This is a genomic window from Synechococcus sp. PROS-9-1 (assembly GCF_014279775.1).
GTDB lineage: Bacteria > Cyanobacteriota > Cyanobacteriia > PCC-6307 > Cyanobiaceae > Synechococcus_C.
Genome location: NZ_CP047961.1, coordinates 587,257 through 601,943, shown reverse-complemented (window position 1 = coordinate 601,943; position 14,687 = coordinate 587,257). Strand labels below are relative to the sequence as shown.

Below are 14,687 nucleotides of genomic sequence, written 5' to 3'. Positions count from 1 at the left end.
ACCTAGTGAGTGACGCCCGTCAGCTGCTCGGAATGAAAGGTGCCAGTGGCACCTCGAACATTTGGAAGCTGCGCTTGCAGCTGATGAAACCAGTCACCTGGATCCCCTTGATCTGGGGAGTGGTGTGTGGTGCGGCAGCCAGTGGAAATTACGAATGGCGTCTTGACCATGTGGGCGCTGCGTTGGCCTGCATGGTGATGAGTGGCCCTCTGCTCGCCGGTTACACCCAAACCATCAATGACTACTACGACCGCGAGATCGATGCGATCAATGAGCCCTACCGGCCGATCCCGTCAGGAGCGATCAGTCTCGGCCAGGTCAAGGTTCAGATCTGGGGCCTGCTGATCGCCGGCTTAGCGGTGTCTTGGGGTTTGGATGTCTGGGCTGGACACAGCACTCCCGTGTTGTTCCTGCTCGCCCTTGGCGGCTCTTTTGTGAGCTACATCTATTCAGCTCCTCCTCTCAAGCTGAAACAAAACGGCTGGTTGGGCAATTACGCCCTCGGTGCCAGTTACATCGCACTGCCCTGGTGGGCGGGCCAGGCCCTCTTCGGTCAGCTCACCTGGGCGACGGCGCTGCTCACGCTTGCTTACAGCCTTGCTGGCTTGGGCATTGCTGTGGTCAATGACTTCAAAAGTGTGGAAGGTGATCGCGCCCTCGGCCTTCAGTCACTCCCTGTTGCATTTGGGATTGGGCCGGCAAGCTGGATCAGCGCTGGGATGATCGACCTCTTCCAACTCCTGATGGTTGCGGTTCTGATCGCAATCGGGCAGCATTTTGCAGCCGTACTGCTGGTGTTATTGATCGTGCCTCAGATCACTTTTCAAGACATCTGGCTGCTTCGCGATCCAGTGGAATTCGATGTGAAATATCAGGCCAGTGCCCAGCCCTTTCTTGTGCTTGGAATGCTGGTCACAGCCCTAGCAATCGGCCACAGTCCCCTGACGCAGGGAATGTGATTCGCACCCGTCGTCACTGGATCCTGGTTGCAGGCGTCGCCGTTGCGATTGGTAGTGGTGCTGCGCTCGGGCAGGCCGCCATCACACGAGCGATTGATTCAACCTTGCCGGATGCAAGGGGGATCAATCTTTTCAACAGGCCTGGAACGATCACGCTCCTTTCGAGCAACGGCAAGGTGATCCAAAAACTCGGGCCAGCCACCCGGGAAAAGATCAAATCAGGGCAAATGCCCAAGCTCGTGATGCAGTCCTTCATTGCAGCTGAAGACCGCCGCTTCTTTGACCATGACGGCGTTGATCTCTGGGGAATCGGACGGGCCGTCGTCACTAATTTGAAGCAGGGCGCTGTTCGCGAAGGAGGGAGCACCATCACCCAACAGCTGGCCCGCACGGTGTTCTTAAGCCAGGACAGGACGGTCACGCGCAAACTCAAAGAAGCAGCACTGGCCTACAAGCTCGAGCGTCAACTGAGCAAGGGGCAGATCCTCGAGCAATACCTCAATTTTGTGTATCTCGGATCCAGCGCCTATGGCGTCTCCGATGCGGCGTGGGTGTATTTCTCCAAGCAACCGGAGGAGCTAACCCTCCCAGAGGCGGCTCTGATCGCTGGGATGCCACCCGCACCCTCGCTCTATTCGCCGCTGGTGAACCCTGAGATCGCCCTGCAAAGGCGCAGCATCGTGATCAGCCGCATGGAGCAGGAGGGGTTCATCACCTCGGGCGAAGCGGAAGCAGCTCGCAACAGCCCATTGGCCCTTAAACCAGCCATACCGAAGTATTACAACAGCACCGCTCCCTATTTCACAACTTGGGTCGCCCAACAGCTGCCCGCCTTGCTCACCCCAGAACAACTGGAGGTGGGAGGACTCAAGATTCGCACCAGTCTCAATCTCGATTGGCAACGCAAAGCCCAGAAGGTGGTGCGAGAAATCGCACCGAATGGCACTGAGGGCGTCATCGTTTCGATCGCGCCAGGCACCGGATTAGTACGGGTGATGGTGGGAGGAAAAAACTTTTACTCCAGCCAGTTCAACCGCGCCACACAGGCCCTTAGATCGCCAGGTTCCACCTTCAAACTGTTTCCCTACAGCGCTGCGATTAATGCCGGCGTTAAACCAGAAGATATTTTCTTAGACAAGCCCCGCTGCTGGAACGGTTACTGCCCCAAAAACTTTGGCAAAAAATATTTTGGCAAGATTTCTCTCGCCGATGCCTTAAAGAATTCGCTCAACACCGTTGCGGTGCAATTGCAGGACAAGGTGGGCTTTGACCCGATTATTGCGATGGCCAACAATCTCGGGATTGGCAACCAACGCCCTCTCGGCCGGTATTACCCGATGGCCATCGGTGCCTATGAACAAACCGTTCTGGACATGACAGCCGCCTATTCCGCTGTGAACAACCGCGGTGTGTACGTGAAACCCTCCGCCTTTGAAGAGATCCGTGGTCCTGGGGGTTACGTGCTTTGGAGCCGCAGAGTTGATGGCAACCGCGGAATTCGTGCCATGAATAGTGATGTGGCCGACACCATGAATTGGATGCTGCAGCGGGTGGTAAGCGGCGGCACTGGAATTGCAGCCAAGCTGGATGATCGCCCGGTGGCAGGAAAAACTGGAACATCCGAGGGGGGCCGCGATATCTGGTTCATCGGCTCGATTCCCCAACTCACCACCGCCGTTTGGTTCGGTCACGACAACAACGCGGAAACCAAGAGCAACAGTGGCGAATCCGCGTGGGCTTGGAAGCAATTCATGAATCAAATCAAGTCTGAATTTCCGGCACAGACGTTTCCAGCCAAGCCCAAAGTTGTACGCCCGTTTCTTCAACGTCCTGGCAAAAAGAAAGCGAGTGACCCCAACAATCCGCAGCCTGGTGACGGGCCCCTTCCAGATCGTGATCTGCTTGGTGAAACAGATGATCGACCTACACCCACGCCCCGTTATGTGAGCCCGTCTGGTGGCCCACCGGTGGATGAATTCTTTAGGCCTTTGCCGGCGCAGTGATCACTGCGGTATAGAACCCATCACCCCCATCGGGGTTAGGCCAGCTCTGCTGCTCAGACTCCAACTGAAAGTCAGCATGCTCCTGAACAAGCTTGTTGATCTGCGCGCCGTTCTCCGCGGGATGGATCGTGCAAGTCGCGTACACCAAGCGGCCACCAGGAGCGAGCAAGGGCAGCATCGCCTCCAGTAAGTGCGCTTGCAGCGGCAACAGCTCCTCCACCGTTGCAGCGGTTACGCGCCAACGGGCATCAGGATGCCGAGATAACGTCCCCAGCCCCGAGCAAGGAACATCGAGCAGGATGCGTTGAAAAAAGCCACGCCATTCGGGCTGTTGTGCAAGGAGGTCGGCCGCATCCGCTGCCAGCGCATGGATCGAACCGCATCCCAAGCGAGCCGCATTAGCAGCCACTCGCTTTAAGCGACCAGCGGAGCGATCCACGGCCCAGATCTCTCCCACATCCCCCATCAGCTCCGCCAGATGGGTTGCCTTTCCACCAGGAGCAGCGCAAGCATCAAGAATCCGATCTCCAGGCTGAGGCGCTAACAGCGGAGCAACAGCCTGAGCCGATCGATCCTGCACGCTCCAATGCCCCTGTTCAAAACCAGGCCAAAGGCGCAAATCTCCCGCAGGTGCGAGCACCTGCAAGCCATCTGGGCAACCATCAATCGGCTGCGTGGGCACCCCCGCCTCAGCCAATGCATCCGCCACCACCTCAGGAGTGGAGCACAAGCGATTCACGCGCAGATCCAAGGGGGGCACTTGATTGCAGGCGATCGCCACACGCTCAGCTTGTTCAGGACCAGACCAGCTCAACAGGCTCTCAGCAAACCAAACGGGAAGGGAATGGCACAACGCCAGCCGTTCGGAGGGTTGGTCTGGCACAGGCAGGGTCTCGCCGGCCTCCTTGGCGCGTAGGGCCGAGCGGAGCACCCCATTCACCACGGGAGACAACTTGGAGAGCCGGTGGCGCTTGGCCAGCTCCACCGTGGTGTCCACTGCGGCAGCTGCTGGGATGCGCTGCATGCGTAGTACTTGATATAGGCCGAGATGCAACAGCCAACGCAACCGGGGAGGCTGCTTGTGGGCTGGAACTTTGCCGAGACGATCCAACCAACCATCCAGCCATTGACGCCAGCGAATGCATCCATACGCGAGCTCTGTGGCCAGACCACGATCCGCTGGAGACAGGGAACTTTGGCGAATCGCCCGCTCTAAGGCGACGTCGGCATAGGCACCCGCAGCAACGGCCTCCAGCACCTCCCAGGCCAAACGACGCGCCGGTAAACCAATTTTGGCGCCGTTGACTTCGGGCTCACTCACGGGCAATGGCGAATTGATTGATCTCTAGAGCTAGCGCCTCGAGGTCCGGCCTCCAGAGAAATCGCTTCAAAGGGAGCCGGCCTTCTGCATCCACAGGGATTCCCTCTGCAATCAAAAGCTGGCGCTGCATCCAATCAGATCCCTCGCGACTGAGGCTCATCGAAATCCGTCCCTTGGCATTCACAACACGCTGCCAAGGCACTTCAGAAGGCAAGCTCAGCCGGCGTAGAGCCCATCCCACCTGACGAGCACAGCCCCAGGCCCCGATCCAGTCAGCCACCTGGCCATAGGTGGCCAAATGACCATGAGGAATCAAGCTGACTGCATGCCAAACCCGCTCATCACAGCAACCCACCACTAACCGCTCGTTTCAAGCCAATGTGACTTAGTAAGCCATCCTTTCAAGAGTTCGAGCGACTCACCTCAACGATCAGGTTTTCTTTCAGGCCTTATGACAACCCAAGACAACGGTGATTTACGAATCGATCTGTCTCTAAGCCCAGCAGACCTCAGGTTGCTGCTGGATGCGGTGACCTATCGGCTCGAGCGTTGGCCAGGTGGTGAGCCCTACGAGCAAGAGAATCTGCACACGATGCAAATTCTCTTGCAAGCCGCAATTTTGGAAGCCAATTTTGGCTCTACAGGGGATCGCTGAACGCATCAGCCCCCATCGACTTGGCAGCCCAGCAGAGCACCAGCGGCCCCACCAACGGGAACACCCACCCAGCGGCCATTGCCCCGAGATAAGGCAGCACCAAGGCCAGCACCCAACAAACCTCCGATCACACTGCCTTCCAGGCAACTATTGGTGTCTTGATTATTGACATAGACATCGCGGTTGGAGCGTGCCTGGGAATGGCGAGGTGCTCTGCGATAACGCTGATCCAAATAGGCGGGGTCGTAGTCATAAACCGTGTACGGCTTGGCAGATACAGGCATTGCCGACAGCAACATCAGAGACAAAGCAAACCAGGTGCGTTTCATGGCAGAGGAAGCAACAGCTCCATCTTTCTGAAACAGAGCCCAACATCGGTGACTGAACCCGCCTCGCCATGCGTCTAGATGTGACCGAGAGCGGCATCCCATACCCTCAAGACAGAGAACGATGCGCCATGCCCATCCTTCCCCGTCGTTTCGAGCGGTTGCGTGCGGTGTTGAACCAACGCATGGCCAACCTCAGCGTGTTGGTTGAGCACGTGGACAAACCCCACAACCTCTCCGCCATCCTGCGCAGCTGCGATGCCGTTGGCGTGCTTGAAGCCCATGCTGTGAGTCTCAGTGGCCGCTCGCGCACCTACAACAGCACGGCTCAAGGCAGTCAACGCTGGGTGCCGTTACACGGCCACCCAAACATCGAGACAGCCGTAAAAAAGCTCAAAGACAAGGGATTTCACTTGTATGGCACCAATCTGAGCGTGGATGCTGTGGATTACCGCGACTGTGACTTCACCGGTCCCAGCGCCTTTGTTTTAGGGGCAGAAAAATGGGGATTAAGCGAAAGCGCCACCAAGCTGATGGACACGGACGTGTTCATCCCAATGCGTGGAATGGTGCAGTCGCTCAACGTGTCGGTGGCCACTGCAACCCTTTTGTTTGAGGCACTACGTCAGCGGGAAGCGGCTGGACTTGCCCCATCCGATGGGGAGGGAATCCCAGCAGAGGACTACGACAATCTGTTGTTCGAGTGGGCCTATCCGGATGTAGCGCTGTGGTGCCGCGAGCAAGAGCGCGCTTATCCAACGCTCAACGATGAGGGTGAGATTCAAGGCGACTTACCACGCAGCGCAAAACTGCGCTGCTGATCAAGTGTTGACGTCAACCTGACATCAACACGTGCCGTTAGAACGGCATCAACATGTCTTTTCCTGCCTTGGAGCGTGCGACCACAGGATGATTGCGACGCGCAGCGGGTAAACGCAGGGCAAACACCAATACCAGCAATTCCAAAAGCAAACTACGGCCAATAAACAGCACCACCAAACCGAGGGTGATGGCCAGGATTTGCTCTAGGAGACCAATCACGTCGTCGGGATTTCTGCGGCCTGCCAACCACAGGTAGGTCATCAGGCCAAGCAAGATCAATGTGGCCCAAAGCGTCATGCGTGAGACACCAATTTCTTTTAGTTTGCCGCGTCGCGACCCGTACTGCTCACCCAAGCCTCGAGCCCTTCACCGAGGAACGACAAACCCAGCACCAGCACAAACATCGCCAGGCCTGGATAGAGAGCCGTCCACCAGATGCCAGTGGGCACAGCTGCAAGCGCCAGATTGAGATCGCTTCCCCATTCCGGCACCGTTTCTGGCAAGCCCAGGCCCAGAAAGCCCAAGCCTCCGAGCACCAACACCGCATCGGCAGCATTCAAGGTGAGCAGCACGGGCACTGAAGTGATCACATTGCGGAACAGATAGCGCCGCAGAATCCAAATTGGACCGGCCCCGAGGGTTTGTGCTGCCTCCACGAACAGCTCCGATTTCACCTGAGCTGTTTGATTGCGCACCACCCGGAAGTACTGCGGGATGTACACCACACACAGCGCTGCTGCTGCGTTCGGAATGCCTCGACCCAGCAGAAACGCCAACACCACAGACAGCAACAACACCGGCAAGGTGTAAAGCGTGTCCATGAGCAGAACCAGCACCCGGTCGACCCCGCCACCCAGATAGCCACTCAACATTCCAACCGGCACTCCCACCACCAGGGCAAGAACGACCGCCAGCAGCACCACTTGAAGGGCCACACCACTCCCCTGCAATGTGCGTACACACACATCGCGGCCAAGCCGGTCGGTGCCACACCAATGCTGCGCAGACGGCGCGGCATAGATCGCATTGTCCAAACCGGCATTGGGATCCGGAAGGAAGCCAACGCTGATCAGTGCAGGTGTGAGCAGGGCAACAGCGATGTAGATCCCCACAATCACAAGACCCCATCGGGCCATGCGGGCCGAAAGGGTGGGGCGTGCGATGCCTAAGGGCGAAACCGCAAAACTCAAGGCAACAGGACGAGTGAAGGGTTTCATTCTCCCTGGTCCAGCTGCCAAAATCGAAGACAGCAAGGCATCAACGCTGGGGACCGATTTCGTGGCATCTGGGTCCAACTGGCGATCGCAACTTCTCGGCAGCCTTGAGGGCCAACTGCAGCTGGCCGCCTACACCGCAGTGCTGATCGGATTCACCGGGGCTACCACCACGGGGCTTTGGCTCAGTAACCGCAATCAAATCCGCAACGGGGAGGCGGAATTACAGGCCAATGCGGAGCACATGAGCAACAACCTGGTGGCGCAGGACCAACTCGGCCAAGGGCACTCAGCCAAAGATTGGAGCCCAACGGTTCAGGCAGAAGTGAGTCGGGAGCTACGCGATCACTCCAGCGTGCGAACCACCCTATGGATCGAGCTGGCAGATGGACGCCTCGTGCTGCCGACGTTTGGCCATATCGCCATCCCGATGCAGATGATGCGAGCCACCATGCAAGCTCACAAGAAGGATCAGAACACCCGGCTGATCACGGTTCAAGGCCAGGAGTACCTCACGTTGCTGAGTCGCTCCTACCCCACAGGGGAAAGGCTATGGAGCAGCGCAAAAGCCACAGACACCGGACGCATCCAAAACGAATTTTTGGGTTGGATGATCTTGATCGGGGTGGGATCGATGCTGCTCTCGCTGGTCACGATCACGGTGATGGTGAGGCGGATCGTGAGGCCTCTGCTGCAACTCAGTGAGCGCAGTGCCGCCCTTACCGCCGACACCTTGAATCAAGATCCGATTCCAGAGATGACGGCGGCACCAAAGGAAGTGCGCCAGTTGGCAAGGACCTATGCCGAATTGATGGAACGCCTGGCCCTGTCCTGGAATGATCAGCGTCGCTTTGTGAGTGCCGTGAGCCATGAGTTGCGAACACCACTCACCATCGTTCAGGGGTATCTGCAGCGCACGATTAAGCGCAGCAAGGGATTAAGCGACGACGAACGTCGCGGACTGAAAACAGCAGAAGAGGAAAGCATTCGCATGCGCATGCTGCTCGACGATCTCCTCGACCTCTCCCGCGGTGATTCCGGCCAACTCCAACTCAACCAAGAGCTGGTAGATCTTGGGCTATTGGTGGACAAAGTTGCTGACCTAAGCCGAAGCAATTTCACGGATCGCAGGCTTGAAGTGCGCAACAACATCCCTAACGTTGAATCCAGTGAGGCACTCGCTGATCCTGGCCGCCTGCAACAAGTGCTCTTGGATTTAATCGATAACGCCGCCAAATACTCCGCGCAAAACTCTCTAATTACGCTGCTGCTTCATCCTCATACAGATGGGATCGCCATCGATGTGAAAGACGAAGGCATCGGCATTCCCGAAAGCGATCTACCGCATATTTTCAAACGCTTTCATCGGGCTAAAAACAGCTCTGGAAGCAGCGGCACGGGGCTCGGGCTTTCTGTTGTGGCCCTGCTGATGTCTGCCATGGGCGGAGAAGTTCGCGTTCAAAGCAAAGAAGGAGAGGGCAGTTGCTTCTCCGTGATCCTGCCAAAACCACCTACAACTTCAAGCACTAAACCATGATGATCTTTTACTTAATCTTTTGTTCATTGCTCATTCCCGTGAATTTATGGGCTGCAATTACTCCCCATTTACATAGTGATCTAAGCATGCAAATTCTGCATGCAACCTCAACCCTGGTCCTATTGCCCTTACTCGCAAGCCTATGGATCCAACGCAAGCATTTGAATCAGCTCACTGGCTTTGTTCTGAGTATTTTTCTGTGCGTAATGGTGGTGATCAACACCTGGATTGCCTTCATGGGTATGGGAGTGCGCAATGGCTGGATTGATCACATTTTCCTCGCCCTAGCGGCTGCGAGTGTGGAGGCCTACTTCCTGTTTATGCCTGCACCAGTATCTGAAAAAGCTTGAACAAGCAGAAGCACTCGATGCAGCCTGAAGCTGATGTGACAATGCAAAATCAGCTCAGCGCTGAGTGACGATCAGAATCAAGGCGTTTTGAACGAGTAACCACTTAAAAAACATCAAAACACTGCAGCAGAGCGCAGCCCACTTGAACCAGCCAACGACTCCTGCTCCAACGCGAGGTGCAGCACTTTGGATTGAGGATCTTGCCGGGCTTGAAACCCCGGCCCATCCTTGGGTAAGCCATCAATCAGAACGCGATTTTGTGCTTTTCCCCCTGGCCTGATCACACCATCAAGTCCATAGGCAGGCCCGCAGCGCATCAACACCTGGCCGCGCCAAATTGGCGAAGGCGCAGCTCCCACGCTGTAAACAATGGTTTGAGAGGAAACCTCGGTGTTGCTGGAATCCAAGCCAATGGCAAGCACCGGCTGGCGGCCGGCCATGCCGCAGGACCATTGATGGGACGGAGTGGGATCAACCGTCCAGCCAGATCCCATCGCCAACTCGCCACGAATCAACTCCAAAGTTTGGCGTTGCTGCGCTGATTCACGCAAACGACTCGCCATGCTGTTACCAAGGCGTAGATCAGCGCCAATCAGCTGCAACAACACAACAAACAGCATGCTGCCAAGGCTGAGGGAAAGCAGCAGCTCGATCAACGTGAACCCTTTCTCAATTCTTGTTTCAGGCAATTGCTTGATCATCGGCTTAGCCCAAGTAAACATCAGGCAAACAACGGCTACTAAATAGTCGTCCTCCATTTGAGGGAAGGGGATCCTGATAGGAGCCAATCCGGCTCACGCCTAAGGGCAAACTCACCACCAAGCACCGGGCTTTCGCTAAGCGCTGATGACGGAGCACCGCAATCCCGCCATCCAGGAGCAAACCATTGGCGGTGAAGCGCAACAACGGCGGCAAGTTCGTGCTCAACACAATTGGCCCCTGTTCAAGTTCTTCCTGCAAGGCCATCCCAATCCCAGGGCAGGCGGGAAGAGAAGCTGGCAGGATCCCTTGATCGGGATCCATGAATCCCTCCTCGCTCAGGGAAAGCCCACAAGCGGTCTGCTCCCGCCTGGCAATACTGCGGGCCCGATCGATACCGACCTGCAAGCGGCGCGCACTGGCATCGAGCTGCAATTGATCACGATCGCTGCCTCCCGTCACGATCGGAATCGACGCCAACAGCCCTACCAAGCTCACCACGATCAGCTGCTCGATCAAGCTCATGCGCGCACCTCTTCCTGCTGGCAGAGGCCATAGGCAGCAGGGGACAACAGCAAACGTCTCTTCAAGGGAGGCGATGCTTGCTGAGAGCTAGCACTGAGCTCAAGCCAGTGGCCAAGGCCCTGCGGGTCGGCACTCCAACGGCTGCTTACTTCAGATCCAAGCGGCAAGCGCTCGGCAACGGATGCCTCTAGAGCTTCAGGGTTAAACCTGCAATCAGGCGAGCTTGAATCGATCACGACAGACGCTGCCGCATCCGACTGAAGCCAACGATCCGTCGCAATCCGCGCCGTCTCCATCTGAAGGGCAAGCTCATCCAACTGGTTGGCGCGTTGAACTTCAGTAGCAGCCTGATTCCACACTCCGAGGGCGGCAGTGCTGCTTGAGGCCAACACAACAGATGACACCACGACTTCGAGCAAGGTCATCACTCAGCCTCCAGCTGAGGAACTTGGGCCTGCAGCTGCACCTCACTGATATCGAGTACAGCAGGAGTAAGAGGATCAAGCGCAAGACGGAAGTTCCCGGTTCGGCCGTCTCCCAATTGCAAGCTCAACTGCCCGCTTTCATTGCTTGGCCTCCAATCGAGCAACATCCAGGGCATCTCGCCCACCACACCAGCACTCAACCCGGAGGGATCAGAACCTGAGCAAACCTGAGCACCACCAGACCATTCGAATGATGGCCACTGCAGAAAACAGGCGTCTTCCCCACTAGCAGCGGCTGCAAATGCCTGCGCCGCAGAGCGCAACTGATCAGCAACTTGCTCTCTATAACTAGAGGCATGGACCCGCAGGCGCTTCTGCAGGCTGAGCGTATGAACCGAAGCACTGCCCAGTAGCAAAACCGCTGAAGCAGTGAGCGCCAAGGGCAACACAAATCCAGCCTGTGATCTTGGCCGGACAACCAACGAACAACTCAAAGGGGGCAAACACAACTGGGTGAAGCGTTCCACGGACTGGAAAAGCTTCTTTCAAGAAGAGTGAGGCCTCTTCATCAGAATCCAGTTCGTAAAACCTTCAGCTCGAAGAGAAAGTGGCTGAAGGAACAATGGAAGTCAGTAACCATGAACGAACGATGGAGGAGCAAACAGCCACTAAGAATGTTCTCAGGAAGCTATTAGGAATCACTTAGCCACCACAGACAAGCAAGAGAGATGATTAATGGGCAGGCACAAAAGATGCCAAACATTAATCGAGAGAAAAGGCCAATGAACACTCAACTCAAGTCCATCCTTGCTCGTCGCCTTGCCAAAAAAGGTAAAAAGCCTAATGGCTTCACCTTGATTGAACTGATGGTTGTTGTTGCAATTGTCGGTGTCCTATCTGCTGTAGCTCTCCCTCAGCTGACTAAAGCACAAGACAGGGCAAAGTCTGCTGCTGCACAATCCACTGCATTGAATGCCGCAAAGACCTGCTCTATTGCACTTATAGGTGGCACTGCTACTGAAGGTAACCTTGCTGCATCAGCAGCTGACGCTGACATTGTTAACTCAGCCACCACTTGTACAAAAACTGGTTCATTCATTGTTGACGGTGGTGGTGACCGTTGGACTGTACCCATGGATGATGGCATCCCTGGCACACCTGGTAAAACTGCAACTCCCAGTGGTCCTGCATGAACTTAGTAAGTACGATGGTTGGACTTTCAGTAATGGCTACTGCAGCACCTGCAGTGCTTGAAATGTCTACCGCTCCTATTGTTGCTCAGAAACGAGCAGATAATCTAACAGCAGCAGAAGCTCGAGCGGTTACTTACGCTGGTAAAGCGGAAGCTACCGGAGAACTTCCTTCTATTCCAAATGGATGTGCTGTCTCAGATCCTGAAGATAGTGTTTACACAGTTACTTGTACACAAGGCTCAGGTCAGTTCTCTTCTGCTATCTCTCGATCTTTTAGAATCATTTCTGAAATTGAAGATGGTGGTAGTGGTGGACGTACTTTTATGTACCCTACACCTGCACAACATTCCGGTCATCAATGTCCTACTTATGACTCCTTTGGTGTCTCTGGATATAACGATGACTGGTCTAACATGAGAGCTTGTATTCCTACTGTTGCTTGGACCAAGTCAGCTTACTTAGCCTCTAATCCAGATTTTTGGCTATATGATTTACAAAACTGGAATGGTTGGGGTAATCACCCTGACTACTGACAACATTTCCCTCCCATACGGAGGGAATTTTTATGTTCTTATACTGAAGAAAATCGTTGAAACAATATGACTGACTGGTCTGCCGTATTTAAATCTCTTCCTAATGAAGAATTTGACAAGCTTGCTGTATTGCGAATTGTCGCATGCCCTAACGGCATCATCCAATATACGCTTCGCAATGGTGATGCTGCCGCTTTATCTCTCAAAGAGGCGAGACCAGCAATGGGCTTCTCTAGGTCTACTATCAGGAGTCACACAATTACTATTGAGAGCCATTAGAAGCATTTAAAGACACAAGTCAAGGAGATTGATTCAATTTCAACACTGCCATAAAAGCTTCCTGAGGTACATCCACCTTGCCCATCGCCTTCATTCGCTTCTTACCCTTGGCCTGTTTCTTCAACAGTTTCTTCTTACGAGAAATATCACCGCCGTAGCACTTGGCAAGCACATCCTTACGGATGGCACTGATACTCGTACTGGCAATAATTCGGCTGCCAATCGAAGCCTGCAAGGGAATCTTAAATTGTTGGCGTGGAATTAATTCCTTGAGCTTTTCAACTAAGCCCTTACCCACGTTGTAGGCCTTATCGCGGTGCACGATCGTGGTAAGAGGATCAGCCCGTTCCGCATTGATCAACACATCCAGGCGCACAAGTTCGTTCCTGCGATACCCAATCAGGTGGTACTCCATTGAGGCATAGCCCTGGGTGCGGGTCTTCATTTGATCGAAGAAATCAGTCACCACCTCCGCCAAGGGCAATTCATAAATCAACGTCACCCGTTCCTTGGTGATGTATTTCATATCGATGTAGTCTCCTCGCCTCTCCTGACACAATCCCATCAAGGCTCCATTGAAATCATTCGGCGCATAGATTTCCATGCGCACATAGGGCTCCTCAATCGATTCCCGCTGCTGTGGATCCGGAAGTGTGGCAGGATTATCCACCATAATTTGCTCACCATTGGTGAGATTTACGGTGTAAATCACCGATGGCGCAGTAACAATCAGGTCCAGGTTGTATTCACGTTCCAAGCGCTCCTGCACAATCTCCATGTGCAACAGGCCGAGGAATCCACAACGGAATCCAAAGCCCATGGCACTGCTGGTTTCCGGTTCAAATTTCAGCGCCGCATCAGAAAGCTGCAATTTGTTTAGGGCTTCGCGTAAGTCCGGGTATTGATCGGCTTCCGTCGGGAACAAGCCGCAAAACACCATCGGCTTGGCTTCCGCATAACCCGGCAGGGGTGCATCAGCCGGCTCATTCACCAAGGTGATCGTGTCGCCCACTCGAGCATCAGCCACGGCCTTGATCGATGCCGCGAGGTAACCCACCTCTCCGGCGTGGAGCTCATCCACTTTTTTCTCATCCGGGGCCATGATCCCGACTTCATCGAGCTCATAGGTTTTGTTGCTCGCCATGAGCAGCACTTTGTCTTTGCGACTAATGCTTCCGCTCATCACACGGAAGTAAACAATCACTCCGCGGTAAGGGTCGTAATAGGAATCAAAAATCAGCGCTTTGGTGGGCTCCTTCACCGTGTCGGCAGGTGGCGGAACGCGATCCACCACCGATTGGAGGATTTCGGGAACTCCCATCCCCGTTTTGGCAGAACAAGGGATCGCATTGGAGCAATCCAAGCCGATGATCGCCTCGATCTCTTCCTTGATGCGATCAGGGTCGGCACCGGGCAGATCAATCTTGTTGAGCACAGGAATGATCTCAAGATCATTCTCCAGCGCCATATAAACGTTCGCCAGGGTCTGAGCCTCTACGCCCTGGCTTGCATCCACCACAAGCAAGGCCCCTTCACAAGCCTGAAGGCTGCGGCTCACCTCATAGGAGAAGTCCACATGGCCTGGGGTATCGATGAGGTTGAGCACATACTCCTCACCATCCGCCGCTTTGTAATTCATGCGGGCCGCTTGGAGCTTGATAGTGATCCCGCGTTCCCGCTCCAGCTCCATGTTGTCGAGAAACTGCTCCTGCATGTCCCGATTGGCAACCGTGCCGGTGTCTTGCAGCAACCGATCAGCCAACGTCGACTTGCCGTGGTCGATATGGGCAATGATGCAGAAGTTGCGAATCCTTTTGACGGGAGCGTCGGTCATGCGGTTGGCGAA

General features: G+C 55.1%; 18 protein-coding genes. 8 read left to right on the top strand and 10 right to left on the bottom strand.

The window, feature by feature from the left end; all coding sequences use genetic code 11:
* Positions 1-5: 5 nt before the first annotated feature.
* The gene (chlG, locus tag SynPROS91_RS03110; protein WP_186518374.1) at positions 6-959 is read left to right on the top strand and encodes a chlorophyll synthase ChlG; all 954 of its coding nucleotides are present in this window, start codon (positions 6-8) and stop codon (positions 957-959) included.
* Positions 956-2,962, top strand: a complete 2,007-nt coding sequence (locus SynPROS91_RS03105; RefSeq protein WP_186518372.1) for a transglycosylase domain-containing protein — start codon at positions 956-958, stop codon at positions 2,960-2,962. Before chlG ends, SynPROS91_RS03105 begins: the two co-directional genes overlap by 4 nt.
* Here SynPROS91_RS03105 and SynPROS91_RS03100 read toward each other — a convergent pair.
* Positions 2,940-4,283: a 16S rRNA (cytosine(967)-C(5))-methyltransferase gene (locus SynPROS91_RS03100; protein ID WP_255439894.1), complete on the bottom strand. Its 1,344-nt coding sequence runs from the start codon at positions 4,281-4,283 to the stop codon at positions 2,940-2,942. The two genes, SynPROS91_RS03105 and SynPROS91_RS03100, sit on opposite strands and share 23 nt — an antisense overlap.
* A complete protein-coding gene (locus tag SynPROS91_RS03095) occupies positions 4,276-4,641 on the bottom strand; it encodes an MGMT family protein (protein ID WP_186518368.1) in 366 nt (121 codons plus the stop codon). Before SynPROS91_RS03095 ends, SynPROS91_RS03100 begins: the two co-directional genes overlap by 8 nt.
* A gap of 93 nt (positions 4,642-4,734) precedes the next feature.
* Between SynPROS91_RS03095 and SynPROS91_RS03090 the strand changes: the two genes are divergently transcribed.
* Positions 4,735-4,938, top strand: a complete 204-nt coding sequence (locus SynPROS91_RS03090) for a hypothetical protein (protein WP_186518367.1) — start codon at positions 4,735-4,737, stop codon at positions 4,936-4,938.
* Positions 4,939-4,943: 5 nt separating this feature from the next.
* On the opposite strand, the gene SynPROS91_RS03085 is transcribed toward SynPROS91_RS03090, so the two are convergent.
* Positions 4,944-5,267 (bottom strand): glycine zipper 2TM domain-containing protein, encoded by a 324-nt coding sequence (locus tag SynPROS91_RS03085; protein ID WP_186518365.1) that lies wholly within the window; start codon positions 5,265-5,267, stop codon positions 4,944-4,946.
* A 128-nt stretch (positions 5,268-5,395) separates the two neighbouring features.
* Between SynPROS91_RS03085 and trmH the strand changes: the two genes are divergently transcribed.
* Positions 5,396-6,085 carry a tRNA (guanosine(18)-2'-O)-methyltransferase TrmH gene (trmH, locus tag SynPROS91_RS03080; RefSeq protein WP_186518363.1) on the top strand — a complete coding sequence of 230 codons (690 nt, stop codon included), beginning with the start codon at positions 5,396-5,398 and terminating at the stop codon, positions 6,083-6,085.
* A gap of 37 nt (positions 6,086-6,122) precedes the next feature.
* Here trmH and SynPROS91_RS03075 read toward each other — a convergent pair whose 3' ends face one another.
* Positions 6,123-6,383 (bottom strand): hypothetical protein, encoded by a 261-nt coding sequence (locus SynPROS91_RS03075; protein ID WP_186518361.1) that lies wholly within the window; start codon positions 6,381-6,383, stop codon positions 6,123-6,125.
* A gap of 20 nt (positions 6,384-6,403) precedes the next feature.
* Positions 6,404-7,222, bottom strand: a complete 819-nt coding sequence (locus SynPROS91_RS03070) for an ABC transporter permease (protein ID WP_370586790.1) — start codon at positions 7,220-7,222, stop codon at positions 6,404-6,406.
* 25 nt (positions 7,223-7,247) lie between these two features.
* Between SynPROS91_RS03070 and SynPROS91_RS03065 the strand changes: the two genes are divergently transcribed.
* Positions 7,248-8,837 (top strand): HAMP domain-containing sensor histidine kinase, encoded by a 1,590-nt coding sequence (locus SynPROS91_RS03065; RefSeq protein ID WP_255439893.1) that lies wholly within the window; start codon positions 7,248-7,250, stop codon positions 8,835-8,837.
* An 86-nt stretch (positions 8,838-8,923) separates the two neighbouring features.
* Positions 8,924-9,187: a hypothetical protein gene (locus SynPROS91_RS03060; RefSeq protein ID WP_255439892.1), complete on the top strand. Its 264-nt coding sequence runs from the start codon at positions 8,924-8,926 to the stop codon at positions 9,185-9,187.
* A gap of 113 nt (positions 9,188-9,300) precedes the next feature.
* Here the strand turns inward: SynPROS91_RS03060 and SynPROS91_RS03055 are convergent, their stop codons facing one another.
* Genes SynPROS91_RS03055 through SynPROS91_RS03040 form a run of 4 tightly spaced genes read right to left on the bottom strand, consistent with a single transcriptional unit; the run spans position 9,301 to position 11,318 of the window.
* Positions 9,301-9,888: a prepilin-type N-terminal cleavage/methylation domain-containing protein gene (locus SynPROS91_RS03055; RefSeq protein ID WP_186518358.1), complete on the bottom strand. Its 588-nt coding sequence runs from the start codon at positions 9,886-9,888 to the stop codon at positions 9,301-9,303.
* Between the two features lie 4 nt (positions 9,889-9,892).
* Positions 9,893-10,411 carry a Tfp pilus assembly protein FimT/FimU gene (locus SynPROS91_RS03050; RefSeq protein ID WP_186518356.1) on the bottom strand — a complete coding sequence of 173 codons (519 nt, stop codon included), beginning with the start codon at positions 10,409-10,411 and terminating at the stop codon, positions 9,893-9,895.
* Complete coding sequence (locus SynPROS91_RS03045) at positions 10,408-10,836, bottom strand: hypothetical protein (protein WP_186518354.1); 429 nt, start codon at positions 10,834-10,836, stop codon at positions 10,408-10,410. Before SynPROS91_RS03045 ends, SynPROS91_RS03050 begins: the two co-directional genes overlap by 4 nt.
* Positions 10,836-11,318, bottom strand: a complete 483-nt coding sequence (locus SynPROS91_RS03040; RefSeq protein ID WP_255439891.1) for a hypothetical protein — start codon at positions 11,316-11,318, stop codon at positions 10,836-10,838. Before SynPROS91_RS03040 ends, SynPROS91_RS03045 begins: the two co-directional genes overlap by 1 nt.
* A gap of 246 nt (positions 11,319-11,564) precedes the next feature.
* On the opposite strand from SynPROS91_RS03040, the gene SynPROS91_RS12315 reads away from it, so the two are divergent.
* Together SynPROS91_RS12315 and SynPROS91_RS03030 are read left to right on the top strand one after the other, a co-directional pair.
* The gene (locus SynPROS91_RS12315) at positions 11,565-12,029 is read left to right on the top strand and encodes a type IV pilin protein (protein WP_304623025.1); all 465 of its coding nucleotides are present in this window, start codon (positions 11,565-11,567) and stop codon (positions 12,027-12,029) included.
* 14 nt (positions 12,030-12,043) lie between these two features.
* The gene (locus tag SynPROS91_RS03030; RefSeq protein WP_186518350.1) at positions 12,044-12,562 is read left to right on the top strand and encodes a hypothetical protein; all 519 of its coding nucleotides are present in this window, start codon (positions 12,044-12,046) and stop codon (positions 12,560-12,562) included.
* 298 nt (positions 12,563-12,860) lie between these two features.
* On the opposite strand, the gene lepA is transcribed toward SynPROS91_RS03030, so the two are convergent.
* Positions 12,861-14,675 (bottom strand): translation elongation factor 4, encoded by a 1,815-nt coding sequence (gene lepA / locus SynPROS91_RS03025; RefSeq protein ID WP_186518348.1) that lies wholly within the window; start codon positions 14,673-14,675, stop codon positions 12,861-12,863.
* Positions 14,676-14,687: the final 12 nt, after the last annotated feature.